The sequence below is a fragment of the Rhizobium sp. BK251 genome, assembly GCF_004345245.1.
Classification (GTDB): Bacteria; Pseudomonadota; Alphaproteobacteria; order Rhizobiales; family Rhizobiaceae; genus Rhizobium.
The window spans coordinates 236,106-253,833 of the sequence record NZ_SLUQ01000001.1; the positions used below are offsets into that span (position 1 = coordinate 236,106).

Consider the following 17,728-nt stretch of genomic DNA (forward strand, 5'->3'; position numbering starts at 1 on the left):
TCCTGGAAAAGAACTCGTTCGGCATCAGGATCGAAGCGCGCAGCTTCACACATTCGACAAGCAAGGGTCCCCAGCCTCCCTCCGGGGACGAATGACGACTGCGTCATCGCGTTATTATGGCAGCTAGTCGAATAACAATCCACTGGTTGATTCTTCTTGCAATATCGGCTTCTTCGGCCGAATGCCGGCAGTGTCGTTGACGGCCGGTGACTAAGTTGCGGCTTACATTGAGCATCGGCAGGCAGGGAAGCGACAGCGCCCGCTGGTCCCGCATCTCACTGCATGCAAGATTCCTCGGCAACGGACCGTTCCTCATGTTAGCATGCACTCATGGGCAGGGGAGGCAATCGCAATGTTTAGGGCATTCGCGCTGGTGCTGTTCGTCTTCAGCACGCTGTTTGCTGTCGCGTCGATGTCGTCTCGGGTCTCCGCCCAGGGCGGCGCTTCCCTCGGCGTTTACACCGGGGATTTCGACACTCTCCAGAAAAAGCGCCTCGTTCGCGTCCTCGTGCCGTTCAGCAAGACGATCTATTTCATCGACAAGGGTGCGGAACTGGGCACGGCCGTGGAGTTTGGCCGCGCACTCGAGAAAGTGCTGAACACCGGGAAGAAAAAGGAAATCGAGAAAATCCGGGTAGCCTTTATCCCGACCAGAAGGGACGAACTCATAGCCGCACTCATACAGGGCCGCGGCGACGTCATCATGGCCAATCTGACGATCACGCCCTCGCGGCTGGCGCAGGTGGATTTCACTGCGCCGCTCTTCGACAAGGCGACCGAGGTACTGGTAACCGGCCCCGCCACGCCGGAGATAGGCAGTCTGGACGATCTCGGCGGCAAGGAGGTTACCGCGCGGAAATCGAGCAGCTACTACGAGCATCTCCTGGAACTCAACAAGCAGCGCAAGGCGGAGGGGAAGCCCGAAATTATCGTCACGCCCATGGACGAGAACCTGGAGGACGAGGACCTGCTTGAAATGGTGAATGCGGGCTTGCTCCCGTGGACGGTCGTGGACAGCTACAAGGCGAACATCTGGGCGACGGTATTTCCCGACATCAAGATTCGCGAAGACCTTGCCATCGCCAGCGAGGGACAGATCGCCTGGGCGATCCGCAAGGATAGCCCCAAGCTGAAGGCGGCTCTCGACGCCTTCGTCAAGGATCACAAGATCGGCACGACCTTCGGCAATATTCTCAAGAACCGCTACTATACGAGCGACAAGATGCTGCATCGGGCGTATGCCCCGAACGATGTCGAGCGGTTCAAGGAACTCGTGGCGATCTTCCGCAAACACGCGCAGACATATTCGTTCGACTACATCATGCTGATCGCGCAAGGCTACCAGGAATCACAGCTCGACCAGTCGAGACGCAGTCCGCGTGGCGCTGTTGGTGTCATGCAGTTGCTGCCCTCGACCGCGTCCGACAAGGATGTCGGAATTCGCGACATCGCCACCAGCGCCGATCGCAATGTCGAAGCTGGCACCAAGTACTTGCGCCACCTCATCGCGACTTACATCGATGATCCCAAGCTAACGCCTGACGTCCAGTTCCTCTTCGCCTTCGCAGCTTACAATGCGGGGCCGGGCAACCTCAGGAAATTCCGTGCAAAGACAAGTGAGATGGGGCTCGATCCCGATCGCTGGTTCGGCAACGTCGAAAACGGTGCCGCAGCCGTCGTTGGCCGCGAGACCGTCCAGTACGTCAGCAACATCTATAAGTACTACGTCGCCTACAGCCTGCTCGCGAAGCGGCTGGAGCCGGATGGCGCGGGCGGTGACGACAAGTCGGTCAGCGTCCAGAACGGCAAATGATGGTCTCGCCCAAAAGCGCCGGGTAAGCCTTCGCAAACATCGTCGCATAGCACGGCTTTGTCATTCCGGGCTTGGCAGGCGTTGGCCGATCGCCCTAGACGTCGCGTTCCGATGCCTTGCGGAATGCGAGAACGGCGCGCCGCAAGTCTCCGATGGTGATGTCGAAGCCGCGCAGCGGGCGGGTATCGTCGGGAACGCCGGCCAAGGCTTCCGCCATTCGGGAGCCTTCCGAGGCGAATGGCTCTAGGGCTTCCTTAACGTCTCGCAGCGCCGCCTCGAGTTCGCGAATACGCTGCGTTTTCGGATCGTATTGAGTGCGCGGCAGGCCGGCCGTGATCTTGCGCTGGTGGTCCTGCAGGTCGCGCAGAAGCTGGATGCGATCCAAGTCCATATGTGATGTCATCAGAGTCCTTCTCTCTTTCATGCGCATTTCAAATGACTGCTTACGGAAAACATCCTTCCACAAAAAAGGTTCGCCGATCTTGGACGGGATCGGCCGCCATTTGCTCTGTCCTGCCGAAAATATGCATGCGTTGATGCTTTGCAGCATGAATCGACATAAATCGTGTTGCGCCCAGCATGCGAGCCTTCGGGGACAATTGTCCATGCCGACAGGGATCGTCGGGCGTTGCTGGCGCCGACGAGGCAGGAAAACGATGGCCGACGCCTCTATGGCATCGAGTGTTGGATAACCTGGCTTAGGCGCTAAGCGCGATCAGCAGCGCGCCGATGATGGCGACTGCATCCTCGATCAGGGCCGCCGGCCGATCCCGGCCGAACGATGCTGCAAGCCTGGCACGCAGGGCGGATCCTCCAAGCGTTCCGACGATCGCACCGACAATGCCCGCAACAAGCCCGCCCAGAAGCAGGCCGCTCGCGGAGCCGATGGTTGCGCCCGTCAGCGCACCCATCACGAGGCGGGCGCCGAATTGTATGGGAACCTTGCGGCTTGGCGTGGTGGGGAGCTGATCGGTGATGAGTTCGACGATGGCAAGCAGCGTGAAGATCCACGGGGTCCACCGGTATCCCATGAAGGCAAGCGGTGTCTGGGAAACGTCAAACCAGCCGAGGGCGGCGCCCCAGGCAATCACCGCCGGCGCAACCATTGCACGCAGGCCGGCAACAACTCCGATCAGAAATGCGAGTATGATGAACATCGTTCTTCCCCTTGGCCCACCGCTCAGCCTGGTTTGCGCCGCGCTCTGCTACGGTGAGCATGCGTTGCACGGCGCCACGCGTGCCTTCACGATAATCCGCACCAGGCCGCTAGTGCGCCCCAATTGCAATCTATGAACGAAATTATCTTGATTGTACTCGCTTCGCTGAAGGTCGGCCCCGTCTTCGGCAGTGGGCTATCTTCCTGGCGACTCAAGTTCCCCGTCTTATTCATCAAATTGCTAAAACGGTGCGATGCAAATTGCAAGGCAAAGCCCTGTGAATAACCGTCGAAGCGGCCGGTCTGTCACTCCCGCAGCACAAGCGAAGGCGCCCAATCGGCAATTCATCGCAGCGCGTTCGCTTTAGAGTTGCTTTTTGAATTGCCGATCTTTCTAAAATACCATAGATTTAAGTCGGGCTGGATACAGAGGCTTTCGAGCGGGGGTGCTCGGGGCCAGTCGTTTTGCCATGTCCGGCCGCCACGGGCGCAGGGCCGGAAGCCTGAATTCAATTAGAATTTCTATCCAGTGCATGAATTCTTCGACTCTCGGGGGGAGCAATGGAATTTTTGCTCGATAAACTGTTGAGCGGACTTGCGCGCGTCACCAGCCGTTTCGCCGTCTGGTACCGGTGGCCGTTTCCGGTGAGCATAGCGATCGTTCTCGGCCACCGCGTCAACATGCGGCGGGCAAACCTCACGGACACCGAGGTCGCTCCGCCGACAGTCATGCCGCCGCCAGGCTTCGATTTCCAGAATGCGCGCACGGCGGACGGGTCTTATAACGACATGTCAAAGCCCTGGATGGGGATGGCAGGCACCCGCTTCGGACGGAACATGCCGCTCGCATCCACCTTCGGCGAGACCGACACCCTGTTCGAGCCGAGCCCGCGCCTTGTCAGCAACCGCCTGCTCGCCCGCAGGGACTTCGTCCCGGTGCCGCATCTCAACGTACTCGCTGCCGCCTGGATCCAGTTCATGGTCCATGACTGGCTGAGCCACGGCAAGAGCGATGTCTCGGTGATGCACGACGTGCCGCTGCCGGAGGGCGACGACTGGGCCTTCGGCAAGATGACGGTGCCGCGCACATTTCCGGACGTGACCGGCGGCGCGCCGGACGGCCGACCCGCCGCCTACCACAATACCGAAACGCATTGGTGGGATGGATCCCAAATCTACGGTTCGTCGCTCCAGCGTCAGATCGAGGTCCGCTCCGATCCGTCTTCAGGGCAGGTTCTCGCGAACGGCAAGCTCTATCTCGATGCCAACGGCATGTTGCCCATCGATGTGAATGCCAAGTGGCCGAACCAGGAACTGGCGGGTGTCAACGGCAACTGGTGGATCGGCCTGTCCGTACTGCACACGCTCTTCGCACGCGAGCACAATTCCATCGTCGACCGTATCGCCATCGATAATCCGGGCAAGGACGGCGAGTGGCTCTTTCAGAAGGCCCGGCTTGTGCTCTCCGCCCTGCTTGCCAAGATTCACACTGTCGAGTGGACGCCCGCCCTGATGAATTCGCCCGATGGCCGGGCGGCGATGCGTGGGAATTTCTGGGGACTGCGCGGCGAAAGAGTTTCCAAGGTGTTCGGGCGCGAAGGCATGGGCGAGATCCTTTCGGGCATCCCCGGCTCCAACGTGAACCACCATGCTGCTCCCTATGCCATGACCGAGGAATTCGCGGCTTCCTACCGGCTGCATTCGCTGTTGCCCGATGCCTTCTCCTTCTCCACGCACGAGGCGGGCCAGATCCTGCATGAATGCGATCTCCTCGGTGCCTCATCGGGCGGCGTTCGCGACGTTTACGGCAAGGCGTCGTACGAGGATGTCCTCTATTCGCTCGCGACCGCCCATCCCGGAGCGCTGGTGCTGCACAATTTCCCACAGACGCTACGGCACCTGAACAAGAAGCCGGAAGAGGGCATCATGGTCGATCTGGCGACGATCGACATTCTGCGGGACCGCGAGCGCGGAATTCCGCGCTACTGCGAGTTCCGTCGGTTGATCAACGCGCCGGTGCCGAAGAACTTCGACGAACTCACCAACGATCCGGCCTGGCGCCGGGAACTGCAGGAAGTCTATGGGACGGTGGACAAGGTCGACCTGCTTGTCGGGACGCTCGCCGAGAGCAATGCGAAGAACGGCTCGCCGCCGGGCTTCGGCTTTTCCGATACGGTGTTCCGCATCTTCATTCTCATGGCCTCGCGGCGGCTGAAGAGTGACCGCTTCTTCTGCGAGGATTTCAGGCCGGAGGTCTATACCAGGGCCGGTTTTGCCTGGGTGCAGGAAAACACGTTCCTGACGGTTGTCGCGCGTCACTGTCCGCAGCTCGGGCGCCACTTTGCCGATGTTCGCAACGGATTCTTCCCCTGGGCCAAGGCGGAGCGATAGGTCATGGCACGACGCCGTCGCATCCCCGGCATGCTTGATGTGCTGACCGCAAGTGATCCGGCGGAGATCGCGTTGCTTGTCGAGGACCGGCGTCTTGATCGTGGACCTGCTGAAGGCCCCTTCCTCAACCGGCTGATCTACGGCCGCGCAAGGCGGCTTCTCAGAGTGGGTACGACACCTTTCCCGACGATGGTGTCGCGCTGGGACCAGGAGCGGCAGCACGACCAGGCCGATCTGGCCGCGCATCTCGGCGATGTGGCAGCCGGGGTCGGCGCGTTTCCCGAGGAGGATCTGGCCGCCATCGTCGCCTATGTGCGTGGCGGAAGCGACCGCAGAGCGGCGGGCATCGCCATCCAGACGCTGTTTGGCCGGCTTTTCGTGCCGGACTATCGCGGCGACGATGCGAGTTTCGCCGCAGCCGAGCTCGTCAATGCGAGCCTGGGGAGCCGCAACCCGCTTCGCTGGCTGATTGACCGGCTGACGGGGCGGGTCGAGCGGGCGCGCGATCGTCTTGCCCAACGTGTCAACGGCCATCCCGTCGCGCTGCACGTCACGATGGTCGCCTTGCACAATCTGGTGGTCACGGCAGAGCGAATGCGGACATTGTATGCGACCCGCGGTGAGCGTTCGATCTCTCCCGAAGACGCATTGGCATTGTGCTTCGCGGCACCTCCGACGGTATTGCGGCAGGCGATCCGCCCCGCCGACACGATCGCCGGGCCTGTGGCAAAGGGAACGCTGGTGACGCTCAACCTGCGCGAGGCGTCGGATGGGCAATTGACGCCTGGAGCAACCCTCTTGGAGGGTCACTGGAGCCAATGTCCCGCCAGCCTCTATCTCCGGTCGGTGGTCAAGGAGATCTGGCGCCGTGCGAAGCAAGAGGGGGGCGCGTGATGAACCACGGCTTGTCCCCTGACCCGATCTTCACGCCGCTCGTCTTCCGCAACCTGACGGTCAAGAACCGGGTCTTCCGCTCCAACATCTCCGGCCGTTTCGACAACGAGGACGGATCGCTGACGCAGACCCGGATAAACTGGGAGACGAAATTCGCCAAGGGCGGCGTCGGGGCGATCATTTCCTCATATGTGCCGGTTGCCATGCACGGCCGCATCATCGCCGGCTACGCGACGATGCATCGCGACGACTTCATTCCGCTCTGGGAGGCGCTGGGGAGGGCCGTTCACGCCAACGGCGCCAAGTACATCATGCAGCTCAGCCACTCGGGCCGGCAAATGGACCTGCCGGGTGTGCACAACCAGCAGCGTCGTGCTCCCTCCTCGACGAGCTCCAAGGAAACGCTGCACGGCTTCCTCACGCAGGCGATGTCTACCGGCGAGATCAGCCGGCTCGTCCAGGATTTCGGCAGGGCCGCGTGGCGCGCCCGGCAGGCCGGCCTTGACGGGGTCGAGCTGCACGCGGCGAACGGCTATCTCTTCACGCAGTTCCTGAGCTCGGGCATCAACGACCGGTCGGATCATTATGGAGGCTCGCTGCGCAATCGTGCTCGCTTCCTGCTCGAGGTGATCAGCGCCATCCGCAGCGAGGCGGGGTCCGACTTCCACCTGCAGGTGAAGCTCTCGGCGGCTGACCACAACAACGTCATCCCATGGGAAGGCAAGGGCAATACCCTCGCCGACACGATTGCCGTCGCCCGCTGGTGCGAGGCCGCGGGTGCCGACGCCATTCACGTCTCGACCGGCTCCCTTTTCCCGCATCCCCTGAATCCGCCTGGTGACCTCAGCCTGGAGACGCTCGCCGTAACCTACGACGCGATGATCTCTTCCGGCGTCTTCGGCTTCCGCAACTTCCTGCTCTTCCGCTTCCCCATGCTCAGGCCGATCTTCCGCTGGCTGTGGTTCCGGATGAAGAAGGGCCTGCCCATCGAGGGCGTCACTCTCGAGGAAGCGCGGCAGATAAAAGCGGCGGTGTCGATCCCGGTCCTCTGTACCGGCGGTTTCCAGTCGGCCTCTTTCGTGCGCGAGGCGATCACCTCCGGTGCCGTGGATGGCGTTTCGATCGCGCGGTCGCTGGTCGCCAGCAACGACCTCGTCGAGCAGTGGCGCGCCGGCCGCGACCTGCCCGAAAGGCCATGTACCTATTGCAACAAGTGCCTGGTGAACGCTCCGAAGAACCCGATGGGCTGCTATGAGGAGAGCCGTTTTCCGAGCCGCGAAGCCATGCTCGAAGAGTTGATGTCGATCTACAGGACCAAGCCCGGCCTGAGGATACCGTGAGGGAGCGATGACCGAGCCCACATCAACCGTTACAGTGGTGGAAGAGGAGTTGGCGCGCCGGCGGCGCTGGTCGACGCCGATCCTGTTTGCCGTCCTCGCCGTCTTTGTCCTCGGCCTTGCCGTCCTCGTCGCCGGCATCCTGGGGCTGCGCATGTATTTTTCGAACGACACGCGCTATTACCCGGACCCCGTCGAGCACTTCAAATACGGCTCGATCGGTGCGGAGGAGAACAGCGGCATCCCCTATAAGGTCTGGATGACGCTGCCGAAGCTGTTTCCGGATGCCTTCGAGGGCCGGGATGACTATTCGGCCTTCGGCTTTCTCTACGAACAGGAAGACGGCAAGCAGCGAGACCTGCCCATCGGCATATCGAAGCGCAACGTGCATGGCGTCGATGTGGTTTGGTTCAATTGCGCCGTCTGCCATGTAGGTACCTGGCAATCGACCGCCGACGGGCCGAAGGAGATCGTGCTCGGTATGCCGTCGAACAATCTCCAGCTTCACCGCTTCATCGAGTTCGTGCTGTCGCTGGCGGCCGACGAGAAGCTGCAGCCGTCACGCCTCTTCGACGCCATGGACGATGCAGGCTACGGCCTAGGCCCGATCGAAACACTGGTCTGGCAGTTCGTCGTGATGCCGCGAATGCGGGAAGGGCTGATCGCCCGGCAGTCGCATCTTGCGCCGCTCCTTGATGTCCAGCCTGCCTGGGGTCCGGGGCGCGTCGATACGTTCAATCCCTACAAGGTGGGGAACATGGGCCTTCACCTCGCCGACCTGACGCAGGAGGAACGCATCGGCACCACGGATTTCCCGTCGATATTCCTCCAAGGTCCACGGGAGGGAATGCATCTCCACTGGGACGGCAACAATACTTCTCTTGCGGAGCGCAATCTCTCCGCCGCGCTCGGCGCTGGTGTCACGCCCGAGACCGTGGATCATGAGGCGATCGAGCGCGTCGCCGACTGGTTGAAGACATTCAAGCCTCCTCCGAGCCCGCACGTCGTCGACGCAGCGGCCGCGGCGCGCGGCAAGCAAATCTACGCCAGCGAATGCGCCGCCTGCCATGGGTTCGAGGATGGCGAGACATACCGCTTCGAAGGCGCTCAACTCGGCCAGGTCGATCCGATCGGTTCTATAGGAACGGACCGCGCCCGCCTCGACAGCTACACCGAAAACTTCCGCCAGATGCAGCTCTCGGAGCTCTTTGCCGGCACGCCGTATCAGTTCAAGAATTTCACGAAGACCGATGGCTACGCGAACATGCCGCTCGACGGGCTTTGGCTGCGCGGGCCGTACCTTCACAACGGCTCTGTACCGACGCTCGCAGATCTCTTGAAGCAGCCGAGCGAAAGGCCGACCGCCTTCACCCGGGACTCTGACGTGATCGATGATGCCCAGGGCGGCTTCGTTTCACCGTCCTGCACGCCCTCGGAAGGTCGCCAGCCGGCCTTCTGCTACGGCACGCGGCTTCCGGGCAACGGCAATGGCGGGCATCTATATGGCACCTGGCTACCTGCTAACGAGAAAAGCGATCTCCTGGCGTATCTCCTGACTTTCTAGGCGAGGGACGATGACATACTCACTTTCGATCGGCGGCAGCCGCGCAATCGCAACGGCAAAACGCAGACGCTTTCGGCTGATCTTTGCCGTCTGCCTCATCCTGCAGGTCCTCATCGGGATTGCTGCCATCGTCTGCCCGATCTGGCTCGGGCACAAGATCGGCATGGATCTGTCGGGGCTGGCAACCGGCTGGGCGCGCGCCTGGGGCGTATTGATGCTGGTCTTCTGCTTCTTCCAGTCGCCGGGCTACCAGAACCCGATCGACGGCCGGGTCTGTGTCATGATCGGCCTTGTCGGCAGGGCAATACTCTTGATCACCTATCTCGCAATCCGCGGCCCGTTCCTGTGGCTGGCGTTGCTGGAGGCGGTGTTGCTCGTGCTGATCCTCGTTTCCTTCCAGTCGCTCATCAAGGCCGAGGTCATGTCGCGGCCATAAAGGCACGCGCAGAACGGGGGGAACATGGCAAGGGCGAAGCAGCGGAAGGCCCCGCAGAGGCCCCGGCAGCGAACACCGCGTTCGGTGCCGCCGATGGAGTATCACGTGCTCCTGCGCAAGCTTGCTGACCCTGATGTTCCCGAGGAGGAATTGAAGCCCTACATCGAGACGAGGCCCACGGACCGGATCGCCATGGCGCCGGCGCTTCTTCCGAACGAAAACGTCACCTTCAACGAACCCGAATCCGTCAATGCCCGCGCGCGCGGCAATTGGGTTCTCGGCACCCTCAACGCCGCCTATCGCAACCGGAGGCTCTCGCTGTTCAACCAGCGTGTCGCGGCAAAGGATCCGCGGCCGATCATCCTCGCAGAGGGGGATTCCTGGTTCGAGTATCCGCTCTTCATCAAGGACACGATCGATCACCTGACGAGCAACTACACCATCTTCTGCATGAGCGGGGCGGGTGACGAGCTCGGCCAGATGGTCGATGCGATGGAGTTTGTGGATATCTGGCGCAACCTCAGGGACGAGAGAAAGCTGAATGTCCGGGCCATGCTCTTCTCCGCCGGCGGCAACGACATCGTCGGCGATGAGTTCGGCAAGTTCCTGAGACCGTTTGCCAATGGACAAGCGGCAAAGGACTGCCTGGACGTCAACGCCTGGAAGGCGAAGCTCGCCACGCTTCTCGATGGCTACGGCCGCGTGTTCAAGGCGGTGCGCAAGCTTGATCCGTCATTGCCCATTCTCGTCCACGCCTACGATTATGCAAATCCGCTTCCGAGCCAGGGACTGCAGATCCCGCCGCGAGACGGCTGGCTGGGGGAGCCGATGCGAAAGCGCGGCTATGCCGACGGACCGCTTCAGAGGGAGATCGTCAAGGTGCTGCTCGAGGAGGTCAACGTCGCCTTCAAATCCTTCGAGGGCAAGTTTCCCGGTGTTCATTTCGTCGACAATCGCGGCATCGTTAAGGGGCGCTGGTTCGACGAACTGCATCCCACCGATGACGGCTTTCTTGATGTCGCCGCCAACTTTCGGGCGACGCTCCGCAAACTGGGCATAAAGTAAGGGGATCGGACATGACGGCGCAGTCCTTGGACAACTGGACTTCCGGTCTGCGGGGCGGACGCCACCTCATGTCCGAGCAGGCCGCCCGCGCGCTCGACGCGCAATTCTCGCCGAAAATCGAAATTGCCGCGGGTAAGCCGCTCGGCATTGTCGACACCGCCGTCCTAAACGTGCGCCCCGACCCGATCGACTTCCGCGACCGGATCTATGAGCCCGGGCTCGTCGAGATCGGCACCATATTGCCGCCGCCCGACATGGCGAAGATGGGGCTTGCGGTACGCGCCCAGGGGTCGGAAGGAAGCTGCACCGGCCAGGCGCTTGCCGCCGTTGTCGACCTGCAGAACATCATCCGCCGGCACGCGGGCGCGGACGTACCCGAGCGGGTCAGCGCCCGCATGCTCTACGAGCAGGCCCGCCTGTTCGACGAATATGCCGACGACAGATTGCCTGGCTCCAGCGCAAGGGGTGCGATCAAGGGCTTCTATCATCATGGGGTCTGCAGTTCGGTGGTTGTGCCCTACATCGACGGCGATGTTTCCTACAAGCTCACGGCACCGATCGCGAAGGATGCCAAGAAGGTCACGCTTGGCGCCTATTTCCGCCTCCGTCACTTCCTCAATCACTATCACGCCGCCCTTTCGGAGGCGAAGGCGATCTATTGCACCGCGATGATCCACAACGGCTGGTCGGCAGCCGAGGTGAGCCGGAACCAGGGGCGTATCCGATTACCGAAGGCCGGGGTAGCGGCGGCCCAACTCATCGGCGCCCATGCCTTCGCGATCGTCGGCTATGATTGCGATGGCTTCATCGTCCTCAACTCATGGGGCACGCGCTGGGGCGCCTTCGATTTTTCGGCCAAGGCCCATCCACGGCCGCAACCGGGCGAGGCGGCACCCGTGGGCCAGTTGCCCGGCATGGCGCACTGGTCTTTCGAAGATTGGAGCGCGCATGTTCTCGATGCGTGGGTCCTGCGGCTGCAGGCTCCCGCGGGACTGCCGTCTGGGTATGCCGGCGGCTATCGCACCGCCGCCAAGCAGGACCTGCAGCCGGGATTTGGCCTCTTTCGCGCCTCCGAACCCAATCTCAAGATCGTCGGCAACTATATCCATGTGAAAGACGGCCGCTATTGCGGGGAGCCTCCCTATGCGTCGTCGGCCGAAGCGATCGAGGAGACGATCCGTCACCTGACGGATGAAAGCGACAAGGGCGGTGCAGGGAAATACGACCATGTCCTCTTCTACGCGCATGGGGGGATCAACAGCCTTGATGCTGCTATCGCGCGAACCGCCGCCATGTCGGACGGCTTCAAGCGCAATCGGGTCTGGCCGATCTTCTATCTGTGGCGCACGGGGCTCGGCGAGGTCGCCGAAGATCTCATTGGCCGCGTATGGGAAAGGGTGTCCGGCCGTGCCGCCGGCCCCGGCCTCCAGGATCTGACCGACACCCTCATTGAGGGCGCAGCGCGTCCGCTCGTCACCCCTTTCTGGAGAGAGATGAAGACGGATGCCTTTCTCTGCTCGGATGTTTCCACCGAGAAAGCAGGTGATGCCTGGCGTGCCACACGGCGCATCATCGAGGCGGTCGCGGCCGGTGCGAATGCGAAGACCGTCCACTTCGTCGGCCACAGCGCCGGGGCGACATTCCTCGCGCACATGTTCGACCGCGCGAGGCAGGATGGTGTGTCGTTTGCCAAGCGCGTCGGCACCGTCAGCCTCTTTGCGCCCGCATGTGACGTGAGCACGTTCACCACCATGCTGAAGCCGGTTGCGCCCGACCTGGTCGCCAAACGCGAGCCTTTTGCCGTCTACAATCTGACTGACACAGCAGAGCGCGACGACAATGTGGTCGACCTCTACCGCAAATCGTTGCTCTATCTCGTCTCGAACGCGCTGGAGGGGAGGCCGGAGACGCCCATTGCGGGAATGGACAAGTTCATCAGGGGACATGAGGAAGGCATAGCCTATCATCTCGCAGGGTCGACCGACCGCGACGGCAAGCCAATTCCCTTACCACGGCAGGTGAGCCGGTCTTCGTCTCACGGCGGGTTCGACAACGACCCTTTGACAATGAACCATGTGCTCGCCCGCGTGATCGGTGCGGCGGGGCCATCGGCTCTCAAGTGCGGCTTCAACTCGGCTGAATTGTCGGGGGACCTGTTCTGAAAACCGAGCCGTTCTCAAGCTCTGGATGGCTGACATCGGCGCTGCAATGCAGCGATCAGGCGTTTGCGAACGGCGAAACCAGTGCACCTCGCGCTAAATTGATAGCTGAACGTAGGCCGCTAGCCGTCACAATGCGCACGGGGCAGCCGGCTTAATACTTCAGGGTGATTGAGGTCGCGCGCAGCAGCATATCTCTTTGTTATAAAAGGACTTATTTCGGACCAAAATCTGCCGAACAAGCTATATTGCCCTTTTGCAAATTCGCTCTATCTCCTCGGAGCCGGAAACGAGATTTGCTTGGCTGGTGGTCGAGTGACCCCGAGACATCACGGTAATTTTGGCTTGCCCATACCGCAATGCAGCAATAAAAGGTTACCGGCATCTTAACGATGCGTTTGACGCAAACTGGAGAGGAACTCACCAGATTTACGCATAGAAGGAGACGTATGATGTCCATTTCGTTGAATAATTTTCAACATGCTGTGCCGGTTGCCGGTGTTGGTAGCCGCGTGAAGGCGGCCCGTGAGGCGGTTGGTTATAGTATTGAAGATCTGGCCGTTACATGCGGCTTGGCAATTCCGGAGATTTCCGCAATCGAAGACGGCTCGGATGCCGATCCTACAAGGCTGAAGCGCATCGCTGCCGCGCTCCAGCTTCCGTTGTCCGCATTGCTGGGCGCTGACGTTTGAATTTCGATCCCGGCTGCCCGGTCGATCATGACCGGACGGCCGGGAAACACCGTCAGATACTTGCCCCTCCCTCACGGCTCCTCACAGGGGCTTTGCCTGACGGATCGCGCTGCCGTCGATTGAATCCCGATGACATCGATCTGAGTTCCCCGGTGCAAAGCGTGGAAGCATCCCTTCGGCCGTATGTCGCGCCGGCTTTATCGGTGGAACCTCGCAGCGTCTCGCCCGTTCCTTTCCCGGAAAGGTGATGCCATGACGAGATCGCTTATATACGGTGCGACCAAGGTCGATGAAACGAGCGGCGCGTATGCGGCCGTTGCCAGCCTCGAACAATTCCAGTGGAAGAGCCGGGTGATCGTCATCTTCTCGGATGATGACAATTCGCGTGCCGTGCGCCAGGAAAACCAGCTTCTTGGGGACCGGGACGGCCTTGCCGAGCGAGACATCGTGGTGCTGCGCGTGCGCGGATCGACGGTGTTGCCGCTCTTCGGCACCGGCCAGGGCCTGGATGGCGACGAGGTGCGCCGCGATCTCCAGGCGACCGAGCCCGGTGAATTTGCAGCAGTCCTCGTCGGCAAGGACGGCACGGTCAAGCTGCGCGTCAGCGAACCCATCAGCGATGGCGAGCTTTTTGCGATCGTAGACAGCATGCCGGTGCGGGCGGCGGAAGCCTTTCAGCCCGATCAATAGACCCCACCCAGATTTCAGGATGAGAAGGAGACCGGCAATGTCCGTGCCTCATGAGCCCATCCCTGATCAGCCGTCGATGCCTCCTCCGGGCTGGAAGCCTGAATCGCCGATCAAAGAACCCGAACCCGACGTCTTGCCTGACGAGGTACCGTTGCCCAATCCGGACGAGAATAACGAACCGCCGAAACACGCGCGGCTTTACCTATAGGAAAATCCCGCGTTCCTCGCTGACCAGTTCCTGGAGGTAGTCGGCGACGGTGCGCACGCGGGCAAGGTCGCGTGCGCTCTCGTGATAGGTCGTCCAATAGGCGCGGCGGATCGAAAGATCGGGGAGGATGCGGTCGAGCTCCGGATACTGTCGGGCAATATAGTCGTGAAGGATGCCGATGCCTGCGCCGGATCGGACAGCCTCGGTCTGGCCGATGGCAGTGGAAATCTCAAAGGCCGCATCCCAGCTACGCATGATCTCGCCCGAGAAGTTGAGCGAAGCCGTGAAGATCAGGTCCTCGACATAGCCGATGCGCGGATGCGCCTTCAGCGCCTCCTGATCCTGTGGTGTTCCCGCCGCAGCGAGATAGGCCTTCGAGGCATAGATCCCGAGCGAATAGTCGGTGAGCTTCGATGAAACGAGGCGGCCCTGCTCCGGCCCCTCCAGGGTGATCGCGATGTCGGCCTCGCGCTGGGACAGCGAAAAGGAGCGGGGGATCGGCACCAGCTGGATGCGAAGTTCTGGGTAGCGCTTGATCAGCCGCCCCAGCCGCGGCGCCAGGAAGGACACGCCGAAGCCGTCCGGCGCACCGATCCGGACCGTGCCGGCAATCGCGCCGTCCACCCGCCCGACGCTCGCCTGCGCCCGCAGCATCTCGGTTTCCATCCGCTCGGCGGCATGCAGGAAGAGCTCGCCTTCGGCGGTAAGTTCGCAACCGTTTGTGCGGCGAACGAGCAGGCGCGCCTTGAGGCTCTCTTCCAGCGTGGTCATCCGCCTGCTTAGTGTGGCATGATTGACGCCGAGCCTTTTTGAGGCGGCAAGGATCTGCCCCGTTCGCGCAACCGCCAGGAACATCCGCGCGTCGTCCCAATCCATTGTCACCTCCGGACTTTAATTCTTGCACAACCGTTGCTTATAGCAGCTGATTGATTTGTGTAAATTGAAGTGCGATGCTCGTACCATCAAGAGAAAAGAGGAGGCATACCATGCGAGAGATTGGCCATTTCATTGGCGGCAAGTCCGTCCCCGGAACGAGCGGCCGCACCAGCGACGTATTCAACCCGGCCACCGGCGAAGTGCAGGCGAAGGTCGCGCTCGCAAGCGTCGACGAGATCCGCGCGGCAGTCGAGAACGCCAAGGCTGCCCAGCCGAAATGGGCTGCGACCAATCCGCAGCGTCGCGCCCGCGTTTTCATGAAGTTCGTCGACCTGCTCAACCAGAACATGGATGAGCTCGCCACGCTGCTCTCCAGCGAGCACGGCAAGACGGTCGAGGACTCCAAGGGCGATATCGTCCGCGGCCTCGAAGTCTGCGAATTCGTCATCGGCATCCCGCATCTGTCGAAGGGTGAGTTCACCGAAGGCGCCGGTCCACAGATCGACATGTACTCGATCCGCCAGCCGGTCGGCATCGGCGCGGGCATCACGCCGTTCAACTTCCCGGGCATGATCCCGATGTGGATGTTCGCCCCGGCGATTGCCTGCGGCAACGCCTTCATCCTGAAGCCGTCCGAGCGCGATCCGTCCCTGCCGATCCGCCTTGCCGAACTGATGATCGAAGCCGGCCTGCCGGCAGGCATCCTCAATGTGGTCAACGGTGACAAGGCGGCCGTAGATGCGATCCTCGCCGATCCGGATATCGGCGCCGTCTCCTTCGTCGGCTCCACCCCGATCGCCCGCTATGTCTACGGTACGGCCGCGATGAACGGCAAGCGCGCCCAGTGCTTCGGCGGCGCCAAGAACCATATGATCATCATGCCCGACGCCGACATGGACCAGGCAGTCAACGCGCTGATGGGTGCCGGCTATGGCTCTGCCGGCGAACGCTGCATGGCCGTCTCGGTCGCAGTGCCGGTCGGCGAGGACACGGCCAATCGTCTGGTCGAAAAGCTGACGCCGAAGATCGAGTCCCTGCGCATTGGACCTTATACCGATGAGAAGGCGGATATGGGTCCGGTCGTCACCAAGGATGCCTACAACCGCATCAGGGGCCTGATCAACAGCGGCGTCGAACAGGGTGCAAAGCTCGTCGTTGACGGCCGCGACTTCAGGCTGCAGGGCTACGAAAACGGCTATTTCGTCGGCGGCTGCCTGTTCGACCATGTCACTCCCGAAATGGACATCTACAAGACCGAGATCTTCGGACCGGTGCTTTCGGTTGTCCGCGCCCGGAACTATGAAGAGGCCCTCGACCTGCCGATGAAGCATGAGTACGGCAATGGTGTCGCGATCTATACCCGCGACGGCGATGCCGCACGCGACTTTGCATCGCGCATCAACATCGGCATGATCGGTATCAACGTGCCGATCCCGGTTCCGCTCGCCTATCATTCCTTTGGCGGCTGGAAGGCATCCAGCTTCGGCGACCTTAACCAGCACGGCACCGACTCGATCAAGTTCTGGACTCGGACCAAGACCGTCACGGCCCGCTGGCCGTCCGGCATCAAGGGCGGCGCCGAATTCGTCATGCCCACGATGAAGTAAGCACTTCTTTCGAGAGACAACGAAGCGGGCCCGATGGGCCCGTTTTTCGTATGGCGATGGGCAGGGCGTCGCAAATGCCCCAGCCTGCTTCACAATGCCCCAGGCTTGGGCCGGCAGACGGGCGAAACGTGAATGTGAATTTCATATTTTGGAATTGTTCAAAACTAGGAAAGGCACTATATACCTTCGCACGAGGCCATGATTCAGGAGACGGGCATGCGTTTGACCAAGCAGACCAACTATGCAGTGCGCATGTTGATGTACTGTGCAGCGAATGACGGACGTTTGAGCCGCATTCCGGAAATCGCCAAGGCCTACGGTGTTTCGGAGCTGTTTCTCTTTAAGATTCTCCAGCCCCTCAACAAGGCGGGATTGGTCGAAACTGTGCGTGGTCGCAATGGCGGCGTGCGTCTCGGCAAGCCTGCGAAGTCCATCAGCCTGTTCGACGTCGTCAAGGTCACCGAGGACAGCTTCGCAATGGCCGAATGCTTCGAGGATGACGGTTTCGTCGAGTGCCCGCTGATCGACAGCTGCGGGCTGAACTCGGCCCTGAGAAAGGCGCTGAACGCCTTCTTCGAGGTCTTGATGCAATACTCGATCGACGATCTCGTGAAGTCGCGCCCGCAGATCAACTTCCTGCTTGGCATCGGCGGCGACGAATTTTCCAAGACCGCCATCACCGCGCCGGCGGCCTGATACGCAATCCATAAAATGCTCGTGAAAATCGCGGCTGCCATCGACGGCCGCGATTTCGTTTTGGCCCGATGCTGCCCTCTTATGGAATCGAGTGAAAGGCCGGTGATTTGGCCTCGAAAATACCGAATATGGCGAAATTCATGG

The 17,728-nt window shown here is 61.4% G+C and carries 15 protein-coding genes; 12 read left to right on the forward strand and 3 right to left on the reverse strand.

The window, feature by feature from the left end:
- Positions 1 to 352: 352 nt before the first annotated feature.
- A complete protein-coding gene (locus EV286_RS01120; protein ID WP_132955159.1) occupies positions 353 to 1,813 on the forward strand; it encodes a lytic transglycosylase F in 1,461 nt (486 codons plus the stop codon).
- 94 nt (positions 1,814 to 1,907) lie between these two features.
- Here EV286_RS01120 and EV286_RS01125 read toward each other — a convergent pair whose 3' ends face one another.
- Together EV286_RS01125 and EV286_RS01130 are read right to left on the reverse strand one after the other, a co-directional pair.
- Positions 1,908 to 2,363, reverse strand: a complete 456-nt coding sequence (locus tag EV286_RS01125; RefSeq protein ID WP_132955160.1) for a hypothetical protein — start codon at positions 2,361 to 2,363, stop codon at positions 1,908 to 1,910.
- Positions 2,364 to 2,511: 148 nt separating this feature from the next.
- On the reverse strand, positions 2,512 to 2,970 hold the full coding sequence (locus EV286_RS01130; protein WP_132955161.1) for a DUF4126 family protein: 459 nt from the start codon (positions 2,968 to 2,970) through the stop codon (positions 2,512 to 2,514).
- Positions 2,971 to 3,530: 560 nt separating this feature from the next.
- Between EV286_RS01130 and EV286_RS01135 the strand changes: the two genes are divergently transcribed.
- The 9 genes from EV286_RS01135 (at position 3,531) to EV286_RS01175 (ending at position 14,197) form a co-directional block, all read left to right on the forward strand.
- A complete protein-coding gene (locus EV286_RS01135; RefSeq protein WP_132955162.1) occupies positions 3,531 to 5,360 on the forward strand; it encodes a peroxidase family protein in 1,830 nt (609 codons plus the stop codon).
- 3 nt (positions 5,361 to 5,363) lie between these two features.
- Positions 5,364 to 6,254, forward strand: coding sequence for a hypothetical protein (locus tag EV286_RS01140; RefSeq protein ID WP_132955163.1), 891 nt, complete (start codon positions 5,364 to 5,366; stop codon positions 6,252 to 6,254).
- A complete protein-coding gene (locus EV286_RS01145) occupies positions 6,254 to 7,594 on the forward strand; it encodes an NADH:flavin oxidoreductase (protein WP_207909709.1) in 1,341 nt (446 codons plus the stop codon). The genes EV286_RS01140 and EV286_RS01145 overlap by 1 nt, the downstream gene beginning before the upstream one ends.
- Positions 7,595 to 7,601: 7 nt before the next feature.
- The gene (locus EV286_RS01150) at positions 7,602 to 9,155 is read left to right on the forward strand and encodes a c-type cytochrome (RefSeq protein WP_132955164.1); all 1,554 of its coding nucleotides are present in this window, start codon (positions 7,602 to 7,604) and stop codon (positions 9,153 to 9,155) included.
- 10 nt (positions 9,156 to 9,165) lie between these two features.
- A complete protein-coding gene (locus EV286_RS01155; protein WP_132955165.1) occupies positions 9,166 to 9,591 on the forward strand; it encodes a hypothetical protein in 426 nt (141 codons plus the stop codon).
- 105 nt (positions 9,592 to 9,696) lie between these two features.
- A complete protein-coding gene (locus EV286_RS01160) occupies positions 9,697 to 10,656 on the forward strand; it encodes a hypothetical protein (RefSeq protein WP_132955166.1) in 960 nt (319 codons plus the stop codon).
- An 11-nt stretch (positions 10,657 to 10,667) separates the two neighbouring features.
- Positions 10,668 to 12,818: an alpha/beta hydrolase gene (locus EV286_RS01165; RefSeq protein ID WP_132955167.1), complete on the forward strand. Its 2,151-nt coding sequence runs from the start codon at positions 10,668 to 10,670 to the stop codon at positions 12,816 to 12,818.
- A gap of 449 nt (positions 12,819 to 13,267) precedes the next feature.
- Positions 13,268 to 13,507, forward strand: a complete 240-nt coding sequence (locus EV286_RS01170; protein ID WP_132955695.1) for a helix-turn-helix transcriptional regulator — start codon at positions 13,268 to 13,270, stop codon at positions 13,505 to 13,507.
- Positions 13,508 to 13,759: 252 nt separating this feature from the next.
- Positions 13,760 to 14,197, forward strand: a complete 438-nt coding sequence (locus EV286_RS01175; RefSeq protein WP_132955168.1) for a DUF4174 domain-containing protein — start codon at positions 13,760 to 13,762, stop codon at positions 14,195 to 14,197.
- Positions 14,198 to 14,399: 202 nt separating this feature from the next.
- Here the strand turns inward: EV286_RS01175 and EV286_RS01180 are convergent, their stop codons facing one another.
- Positions 14,400 to 15,281 (reverse strand): LysR family transcriptional regulator, encoded by an 882-nt coding sequence (locus EV286_RS01180; RefSeq protein ID WP_132955169.1) that lies wholly within the window; start codon positions 15,279 to 15,281, stop codon positions 14,400 to 14,402.
- 110 nt (positions 15,282 to 15,391) lie between these two features.
- Between EV286_RS01180 and EV286_RS01185 the strand changes: the two genes are divergently transcribed.
- Both EV286_RS01185 and rirA read left to right on the forward strand, forming a co-directional pair.
- The gene (locus EV286_RS01185) at positions 15,392 to 16,888 is read left to right on the forward strand and encodes a CoA-acylating methylmalonate-semialdehyde dehydrogenase (protein ID WP_132955170.1); all 1,497 of its coding nucleotides are present in this window, start codon (positions 15,392 to 15,394) and stop codon (positions 16,886 to 16,888) included.
- A gap of 216 nt (positions 16,889 to 17,104) precedes the next feature.
- Positions 17,105 to 17,584: an iron-responsive transcriptional regulator RirA gene (rirA, locus tag EV286_RS01190; RefSeq protein ID WP_132955171.1), complete on the forward strand. Its 480-nt coding sequence runs from the start codon at positions 17,105 to 17,107 to the stop codon at positions 17,582 to 17,584.
- Positions 17,585 to 17,728 lie beyond the last annotated feature (144 nt).